This is a genomic window from Anaerobiospirillum sp. NML120448, from assembly GCF_023050945.1.
Taxonomy (GTDB): Bacteria; Pseudomonadota; Gammaproteobacteria; order Enterobacterales; family Succinivibrionaceae; genus Anaerobiospirillum.
Map to the genome: position 1 here is coordinate 42,279 of NZ_JALKIM010000023.1, position 6,000 is coordinate 48,278.

The window sequence follows — 6,000 nt, forward strand, 5'->3', positions numbered from 1 at the left end:
TCAATTTAAACCTTAGTACTATACAAGTGCTCTATTTTGCCACGTTTATTATTAAGATTTAAGATGGCAATACAAAAAGCGCACTAATTAGTCGCAAAAGGTAAAGAAAATTTAGCAAAAAGGCGTAACTTTATTTAACTTATAAAGCCCTTTGATAGGGGGAATACCTGTTAATAATAGCTATCATAGTGGCCATAATAGTTAGCATCTTAGTATCATGATGCTAAATAAAGCTGATAAATTGCAACTTTAGTAACTATTGATAGATAAATAGATAGTTCCCAATATTGGTGCATAATATTCTAGTTGCTCTTATCTGGTGCGCAAGCTTAGTAATAAATGCTTGTAACAATCAGGTCTTGATGCTAAATTTTGTTATATTTTAGGTAAGACTGTTTTTATTAGCGAATTATTTTGTCTGCTGTATTTATTGGTAGGATGGTTTCATGTTTAATGCTCTTAGTCCCATTTTGTCTGAAAAGGCAACTAGAACTTTAGCTCTTTCTTGTGCTGCTCTTGCTTTAACTGCTAGCGCCTACCAGTCAACCGCTCAGGCTGCAACCTATCCTTACGATAGCACTACTGTAGTGGTAGGTGATGATACAACTTACTCTATTGAAAGAGATGGCACTACAACTTTAGAGTTTGTTGCTGCTAAATATCAATTAGGCCTATCCAATCTTATTGAGGCAAACCCAGGCGTTGATCCAATTGTGCCTGTTAATGGTACTAATTTAATTATTCCTCAAAAGGCCTTGCTGCCTAATACTAAGCATGAGGGCATTATTGTAAATAGCCCTGAGATGCGCCTTTATTATTACCATGATGATCAAGTAGATATCTTGCCTATCGGTATTGGCCAATTAGGTACTGATACTCCTCTTAATTGGACTACTAAGGTAGAGCGTAAACGTGCTAACCCAACTTGGACTCCTACTGCTAAGATGCACGAAGAGTATCGTGCTCGTGGTGAGTTCTTGCCAAAGGTATGGCCAGCAGGCCCTGATAATCCAATGGGTCTTTTTGCTATTTATATTGGCCGTCTTTACGCTATTCATGGTACCAATGCTGACTTTGGTATTGGCTTACGTGTAAGCCATGGCTGCGTGCGCCTACGTAATGAGGATATTGAGTATCTTTATAACACTGTCCCTGTAGGTACTAGAGTTCAATTTATTAATGAGCCAATTAAGACCGCAGAAGATGCTGATGGCAATCTCTATATTGAAGTACACCAACCTCTTTCTATGAATGAAGAAGAGTTTGAGACCTTGGATAAAAACTTGCCATTTCAATTTACTAAAGAGCAAGAAGAATTCTTTAAGCGTCCCGAGATTAACCAAGAAATCTTACAACAAGCTCTCTCAGAGCGCTCTGGCCGTGTGGTGCTATTAAACCCAGCAGAGTTCTAAAATTCTTAAAAATCAATAGTAACAATTTTATAGTATTTCTGTTAAAATCTCCTAAGAGGATAAGTTATTTATAGCTTTGGCTCTTAGGAGATTTTTTTACAGCCAAACAAACAGAAAAACATTCTATGCTTAATATCAATGGTAAGTACCTGTGATGACAGCATATCAAGATTAACCTAATCAAGTTGCAAAGATAGTGGCGAAAGCCAATGGTCTTGCCTATTAAAAGGTTTTAGGCCAATTATATTTCCTTCCAGATCAAGCTACGGTCTTATCTCAAGGAGCTGATTATGAATCAAAGCCAAACTTTTACTAATGAGTTACTAATTGAGAAGCAACTCATAAAAATTCTTTGTAGTTCAGAGTGTAATTGGACTTATAGAGATGATATTAAGAATGAAGAACAGCTCTGGGCTAACTTGAGAGATAAGCTTAATCAGCTTAATGGTAAAAAGCTTAATAATAAGCCTTTATCTGATAATGAGTTTGCTCAGGTTAAGTCTTTCATTTTGGATAATGTTAACTCTACTTGTCAGGCTGCAAATAAGCTGTTAGGTGAGCATGGTGAGTTCAGCATAAAGATTAATTGTGATGATTTGTCTTTAGGTGAAGTGTTCTTAACAGTAATTGACTCACGTGATTTAAGTAAGAACGTAAGCTATGAAGTAATCAATCAATTTAGCGTAGATAAGGATGAGCTTAATATCTACGATCGCTTGCGTCGCTTTGATGTAAGCTTGCTTATTAATGGCTTACCGTTAATACATATCGAGTTAAAGCAGGCAAACAAACCTTTTTTAGATGCCTATCGTCAAATTATTAAATACGCTACAGAGGGTAAATTTAAAGGTCTCTTTAAATTTGTACAGATGTTTGTAGTTTCTAATGGCTCTAATACCAGATATTTTGCTGCCAATATTGATGGCAATTGTCCAAGAATGAATGACAAGTTCTTAACTCGTTGGTTAGATAAGGACAATAATCCTGTAGAGAATATTTTTGACTTTGCCAAAGAAGCTCTTAACTCTCAGATGGCTCATCAGCTTATTAGCAAATATAGTCTGCTGGACCAAAACAGTAACACTTATATCATTCTGCGTGCTTATCAAATTCATGCCATCGAAGCTATAGAAAAAGCTTCACAAGAGGGCCGCTCTGGATATGTTTGGCATACCACTGGTTCTGGTAAAACTATTACCTCCTTTGTGGTGACAAAAGTGCTGGATGATTTGCCTAACATAGACAAAACCATTTTCTTAGTTGATAGAAAAGACCTAAATCAGCAAACCTCAATTGCCTTTGATTCTTACTCAAAAAGTGCGGATATTGTTGTTGATGGTACGAAAAATACTGGTGAACTGCTTAAAAAGCTCAAAAGTCATGATAAGAAGGTAATTATTACCAGTATTCAAAAGCTACAAGCTGTTATCAGATCATTTGCTGGTTGTACCAAAGACCCAAGCATTCAAGAACTAATGCCAGAGGATGATTTGGATAGTGGTTTAAACAGTACAGGCAACTATTGTTATCGTCTTAGCCAGGATGATTATGAGTTAATCTCTAATAAGCGTGTCGCTTTTGTTGTTGATGAGTGCCATAGAACAGTAACTCCAGAGACTAAAAAGGATCTGGAAAGCTTATTTAAACATACCTTATGGTATGGTTTTACAGGTACTCCTATTTTTCAAGAGAACAAGCGAGCTCAAAAGGGTAATTTAGCACAGACTACTGCCGAATTGTTTTGTGGAAAGGACAATACTGACAATAGCTGCTTGCATTGCTATACCATTAAAGATGCCATGAAAGATAATTCAGTACTTGGATTTATGATTCATGGCAAAGGCGTAATACGTGACACTCTAGAAGAAATTGCTATAGGTTTAAACGTTGTTGATGAAGACAGCATGCAAAACATGCCAACTAGCGCCCTAGAGCAGGTGGTAGCTAAGGCTTATAGCAAAAAGTGTAATAAGAGTCTTTATAGCGATATTAAGCACAAAAACAATGTCATTGAGAGCATACTTAACCAGAGCATCTCGCTCTTTAATTTAAGAGCAAATCCTGGAGAGTATTTTTGTGCTTTGCTTACAGTAGAATCCATTCAGGATGCTCAAGATTACTATAAGCTGATTAAGAAGTTTATCAATGATGGCCGTATTAGTGAGCAGGTTAAAAAGTTAGCTCCTGACTTTCCAAGGTTTGCCATTACCTATACTGTTGGTGAAAATGAGGATGGTGCCTTAGCTAATCAAGAGGCTATGCAAGAATCTATTGCTGATTACAATAGTATGTTTAACACCAACTATTCATTGGCCAATATAGATGCTTACAATAGGGATCTTAATAATCGTCTCGCGCGCAAATATAGCGCATATAAAGAGCGCAGTGAGCAGTTAGATTTGGTCATTGTTGTCGATAGATTACTTACTGGATTTGATGCTCCGTGCTTATCAACTATCTTTATTGATAGAGCTCCTATGAAGCCTCAGCATTTAATTCAGGCTTTTTCTCGTACTAACCGTATTTTTAATAGAGAAAAGAGCTACGGTCATATTGTTACCATGCAGTCGCCAGATCTTTATGCCGAAAAGATCGATGAGGCCTTGTGTTTGTATTCAAAGGGCGGTCTTAGTGATGTTAGTGCTCCTACATATGAAGAGTCTTCTCAAAAGCTCAATGATGCTATTGCTACTTTTAAATCATTAATTAAAGACCCTGATAATATGTCTTCTTTTGTAAACTCCAATGATATTGAGGAGTTAAAGACTATTGCCAAAGCATACCAAAAATTAGATAGGGCTTTGGATGTGATTCAGGTCTATGATGAGTTTAATGCCGAACAATTAGGTACAGACTTTGATATTACTATTGATGAGTTTAAGAGCTATCTTGGGCCGTATTCCAATATTATTGAACGTATCAAGCAAATTGCATCTCTTGAAGGTGAGCAAGAGGAACTTGAGCTTGAGATTGATTACGAATTAGTATCTTTAAGAAAGATAGAAGTAAATTTATCTTACATTATTGATTTAATTCAGTCCCAAATTCCTAATGACCATTCTCAAGAGTTTGTCTCTATGAGTGATGATATGTTTAGAAGTTTGGGACAAATGGTCAGTGAGTTTGGTGGTACTAATAATCAAGCCATTCAAATCATTATGTCATTAATAGATGATCTCAAACAAAATCCTAAGCATTTTGTGGGCAAGAGTGCTTCAGCAGAAATTGAAGGTCGGGTAAATAATCAGTTGGACACAGCTATTGAACAGTTTGCAAGCGAATGGTCTCTTAATGATGTAAGCTTGAAAAACTACATTGTATATAATAGTGATCAAGATTATTCAAACAGTATTACCAATCAAAATTATGTTGACTATAATTCCAAAAACAAGATCACAAAAATAGAATACCACAAGCGTGTGATAGAGGCTGTATCAGAGTTTAAGCAAAAAGTGTGTGAACCTTTGATGGCATGTAAGCTTTAATCCTGTAAGCAAACTTCCTGCTTTCCTGCGCAGTTGCATAAATAGCTTGGCTCTTCCTGTTAAAAACAAGGCATATATCTGACATAGTTAAATACTAAAGCAAGTTGCCAATTTAGCCTTTATTCTATGTCAGATAGCATGCAAACCTCTTTAAGCATCACCTTTACAAGATAAAAACTATTTTTATCGTAAAGTGGCTCATATATTGCTTACCATAAGTTTATAAAAGAAAGAATACAGCTTTTTAGCTGGTACTTACATGCTTACTTGCTTGTGGCAAAACAAGAAATAAGAGAGAGGATTACCATGGCTTTATATGTAAACACCAACGTCAGCTCCATTAATGCGCAGAGAAAGTTAACGAACGCAACCAATAGTCTGAATACTAATTATCAGCGCTTAGCATCAGGCCTTCGTATTAACTCAGCAAAAGATGACGCAGCTGGCCTGCAAATCTCTGATCGCTTAACCGCCCAAATCAACGGTTTAAACTGATCCAGAGAAAAATTAAAAAAAATAAATAATTTAAAAAAAATTTTTTAATTTAACCTGCAATGCACTTTTTGTGTGCAATATCTGATGTTTAACGTATTTACATTTTCTGCCTGAATTTTATTGCCTCCTCATAAGTTTGAAGGGATCCTAATGCCTCTAGTCAACTTAAAGTTTGGTTAGAGGCTTTTTAGTCTTAGCAGCCTGTAAACTTAACCTAAAGTCGAATCCTATAGCACCCGGCGAGGGTCGAGGAGCGTCGAGCCTAGACCTTCGCCCTAATAAGTGATTTGCAAGCTTTCAGTTACGATTAGCCTTGACTGTTTTGAGGTGCGCTTGCTTGTTGGTTTTTCCGCTCTCTGTGGAGCTTTAAGAAGTGCTCAGGAGGCAAGCCTCTGCAACGACCATTAGTGCGGCCTTGGTTAGAGGCTTATAGTCTTAGCAGCCTGTAAACCTAACCTAAAGGCGAATCCTATAGCACCCAGCGAGGGTCGAGGAGCGTCGAGCCTAGACCTTCGCCCTAATAAGTGATTTGCAAGCTTTCAGTTACGATTAGCCTTGACTGTTTTGAGGTGCGCTTGCTTGTTGGTTTTTCCGCTCTCTGTGGAGCT

2 protein-coding genes and 1 pseudogene are annotated in these 6,000 nt (G+C 37.0%); all 3 read left to right on the forward strand.

What is annotated here, in order from left to right:
• The first annotated feature begins 446 nt into the window (after nucleotides 1-446).
• Nucleotides 447-1,412 carry a L,D-transpeptidase family protein gene (locus MXE38_RS05885; RefSeq protein ID WP_246913124.1) on the forward strand — a complete coding sequence of 322 codons (966 nt, stop codon included), beginning with the start codon at nucleotides 447-449 and terminating at the stop codon, nucleotides 1,410-1,412.
• 290 nt (nucleotides 1,413-1,702) lie between these two features.
• A complete protein-coding gene (locus MXE38_RS05890; RefSeq protein WP_246913127.1) occupies nucleotides 1,703-4,897 on the forward strand; it encodes a DEAD/DEAH box helicase family protein in 3,195 nt (1,064 codons plus the stop codon).
• Between the two features lie 306 nt (nucleotides 4,898-5,203).
• Nucleotides 5,204-5,389 (forward strand): annotated as a pseudogene (locus tag MXE38_RS05895) (flagellin); the annotation flags it as partial.
• Nucleotides 5,390-6,000 lie beyond the last annotated feature (611 nt).

Bases quoted from the DNA above. Each gene is read 5' to 3' on its own strand.
- MXE38_RS05885 (WP_246913124.1), top strand. From the start codon at position 447: ATGTTTAATGCTCTTAGTCCCATTTTGTCTGAAAAGGCAACTAGAACT.
- MXE38_RS05890 (WP_246913127.1), top strand. From the start codon at position 1,703: ATGAATCAAAGCCAAACTTTTACTAATGAGTTACTAATTGAGAAGCAA.